At 63.1% G+C, this 2662-nt stretch carries 3 protein-coding genes; all 3 read left to right on the forward strand.

Annotated features, from left to right (window positions below; translation table 11 throughout):
- Positions 1-113: 113 nt before the first annotated feature.
- Positions 114-923, forward strand: a complete 810-nt coding sequence (locus AC16XC_RS11610; RefSeq protein ID WP_484034818.1) for a 4-(cytidine 5'-diphospho)-2-C-methyl-D-erythritol kinase — start codon at positions 114-116, stop codon at positions 921-923.
- The gene (locus AC16XC_RS11615) at positions 920-1645 is read left to right on the forward strand and encodes an N-formylglutamate amidohydrolase (RefSeq protein WP_484034819.1); all 726 of its coding nucleotides are present in this window, start codon (positions 920-922) and stop codon (positions 1643-1645) included. Before AC16XC_RS11610 ends, AC16XC_RS11615 begins: the two co-directional genes overlap by 4 nt.
- A 94-nt stretch (positions 1646-1739) precedes the next feature.
- A partial coding sequence (locus AC16XC_RS11620) for a dihydroxy-acid dehydratase domain-containing protein (protein ID WP_484034820.1) occupies positions 1740-2662 on the forward strand: 923 nt, incomplete at its 3' end.

The following is a 2662-nucleotide window of genomic DNA, read 5'->3' on the forward strand; positions in this document are numbered from 1 at the left end:
CCTTCGTGAGTTGATCAAATCCGGAGAAATCGGCTGCCACGGGGAGCTTCCGCATCTCGGAAGCAGTTCGGAACAGGCTGCACGTATCCGTCGAATCCGCTAGGCAGGTCCCGATGCCTACCGAAACCGCCTACGCCAAGATCAACCTTGCGCTGCATGTTCGCAGGCGGCGTGAGGACGGCTATCACGAAATCGAGACGCTGTTCGCGTTCATCGACCGGGGCGATGTGTTGGTTGCCGAAATTGCCGAACAGGATGGCGTCACGGTATCAGGGGAATTCGCTTCCGAAATTTCCGATCCGCTCGCAAATATCGTCTCCAAGGCACTGAATTTCTTGCCGCGACAGCAGGGCCTTTCGATCACGCTGGAAAAGAACCTGCCGGTCGCCGCTGGCCTCGGCGGCGGTTCGGCCGATGCCGGGGCGGTGTTCCGCCTGGTCGAGCGGCTCCACGGCCTGCCCGACGACTGGTGCGAACGTGCCCTAGCACTGGGAGCGGACGTCCCCGCCTGTGTGGCCAGCGTGACCGCCTATGGCAGGGGGATCGGGGAGATTCTCGAACCGGTCATGGCGGATTTTTCGGGGATGCCGGTCCTGCTGGTCAATCCGCGCATGGCGCTTTCGACCCGCGACGTTTTCAAGGCCTGGGACGGCGTCGATCGCGGGCCGCTGGGCGCGGGCGATCCGACCATGGCCGCGTGGCAGGGGCGCAACGATCTCGAACTGCCGGCGATCGAACTGTGCCCGGTGATCGGCGAGGTTCTGAAGGATCTGCGCGATACCCAGCCGTGGTTTGCGCGCATGTCGGGCTCGGGCGCGACCTGTTTCGGGATCTTCGAGACACAGGAACGGCTGGACGCCGCCTTCGAAACGCTTAAGGCGGCCCATCCCGACTGGTGGATGATGCAAGGCAGGATCAGATGACTCATGAGGCATGGCGGTTGGTCGGAGAACCGCGCTTCGGAGGGATCCTGGTCGTGTCCGACCATGCCTCCAACCGCGTTCCCGAGGACATCGAACTGGGGCTCGATCCGGCGCTGATGGAGCAGCACATCGCGCTCGACCTCGGGGTCGAGGGGGTGGCCGAACGGCTCGCCAGGCATGCGGGCATCGCGGCCTTCCTTGGCAATGTCAGCCGCCTCGTCTGCGACTTCAACCGCGCAGCGCACGATTTCTCCTCGGTCCCCGAAGCCAGCGACGGCAAGGAGATTCCCGGCAATTTCATGGCCGATCGCGAAGCGCGCCTTGATCGCTTTTACTGGCCGTATCACAACAGCTTGGAAGCGATACTTTCCGAGACGCCGCAAGCGCTGCTGCTGTCGCTTCACAGCTTCACCCCCAAGCTCGACAGCGACCCGCATAGCGAGCGCCCATGGGATTGCGGGGTGCTCTACAATAATGACGACCGCGCCGCGCGGATCGCGATCCCGCTGCTCGAGACCGAGGGCCTGGTGGTTGGCGATAACGAGCCCTATTCGGGGAAAATCCTCAACAATACGATGGATCGCCATGCCGAGGGCGAAGGGCGGCCCTATTTCGGGATCGAGATTCGCCAGGATAGATTGGCGACACCGGAGATGCAGGACGAATGGGCAGCGCGCCTGCACCGCATCTGCAACGCGGTTGCAATCGAACTGACAGGTTAGTGCCGCCAAATTGCGGTTTCCGCTTCGGTATCGCAATCTGTTACAGTAGGGGCCTCGGTTCGATCCACCTCCGAGCCCGAATGGAGCCCGACTGATGCCTGCCTATCGTTCCCGCACCACGACCCATGGCCGCAACATGGCCGGCGCGCGCGGTTTGTGGCGGGCGACCGGCATGAAGGACGGCGATTTCGGCAAGCCGATCATCGCGGTGGTCAATTCCTTCACCCAGTTCGTGCCCGGCCATGTCCATCTGAAGGATTTGGGCCAGCTGGTCGCGCGCGAAATCGAGGCTGCCGGGGGCGTGGCCAAGGAATTCAACACCATCGCGGTCGATGACGGGATCGCGATGGGACATGACGGCATGCTCTACAGCCTGCCGAGCCGCGAGCTGATCGCCGACAGCGTCGAATACATGGTCAACGCCCATTGTGCCGATGCGATGGTCTGCATCTCCAATTGCGACAAGATCACGCCGGGCATGCTGATCGCGGCGATGCGGCTCAACATTCCCTGCGTGTTCGTCTCGGGCGGGCCGATGGAGGCTGGCAAGGTCGTGCTGAAAGGCAAGGAGGTCGCGCTCGACCTGGTCGATGCGATGGTGGCCGCGGCCGATGAACATTATACCGACGAGGAAGTCGCCGAGATCGAACGTTCGGCCTGCCCGACCTGCGGCTCGTGCTCGGGCATGTTCACCGCCAATTCGATGAACTGCCTGACCGAGGCGCTCGGGCTTTCGCTCCCGGGCAACGGCTCGCAATTGGCGACCCATTCCGACCGGCAGGGCCTGTTCGAGCGCGCCGGCCGCCTGGTCGTCACGCTGGCCAAGCGCTATTACGAGGAGGAGGACGAGAGCGTCCTGCCGCGTGCGATTGCCAGTTTCGAGGCTTTCGAAAACGCCATGAGCCTCGATATCGCGATGGGCGGTTCGACCAACACCGTGCTGCACCTGCTGGCCGCAGCGCAGGAGGCGGGAATCGATTTCACCATGAAGGATATCGACCGGCTGAGCCGCAAGGT

The sequence above is a fragment of the Candidatus Andeanibacterium sp. genome (assembly GCF_057143545.1).

Excerpts from the sequence above, each read along its gene's own strand:
- AC16XC_RS11610 (WP_484034818.1), top strand. The coding sequence starts at position 114 with ATGCCTACCGAAACCGCCTACGCCAAGATCAACCTTGCGCTGCATGTT.
- AC16XC_RS11615 (WP_484034819.1), top strand. The coding sequence starts at position 920 with ATGACTCATGAGGCATGGCGGTTGGTCGGAGAACCGCGCTTCGGAGGG.